General features: G+C 59.2%; 1 pseudogene. It reads left to right on the top strand.

Annotated elements, in window-relative coordinates:
- Positions 1–284, top strand: a pseudogene (locus FRY97_RS22800) (HYR domain-containing protein); the annotation flags it as partial.

The raw sequence follows: 284 nt of genomic DNA, 5'->3' as shown, positions 1-284 counted from the left end.
TAGCGCCAACGGCCATATGCCAGAACGCGGTAGTACAGCTGGATGCGGACGGCATGGGCAGCATCACGGCATCGGATATAGACAACGGCTCTACAGACGCCTGCGGCATAGCGAGCCTGATGCTGGATGTGGCCGCTTTCGGCTGCGCTGAGGTGGGCATGAACACAGTGACGCTGACGGTGACAGACGAGAACAGCAACGTCAGCATGTGCACCGCGACGGTCATGGTAGAGGACAACGTAGCGCCAACGGCCATATGCCAGAACGCGATAGTACAGCTGGAT

It is taken from the genome of Phaeodactylibacter luteus (genome assembly GCF_007993045.1).
GTDB classification, from domain to species: domain Bacteria; phylum Bacteroidota; class Bacteroidia; order Chitinophagales; family Saprospiraceae; genus Phaeodactylibacter; species Phaeodactylibacter luteus.
Note: the sequence above shows the minus strand (reverse complement) of the source record. Positions and strands in the feature narration are given on the sequence as shown.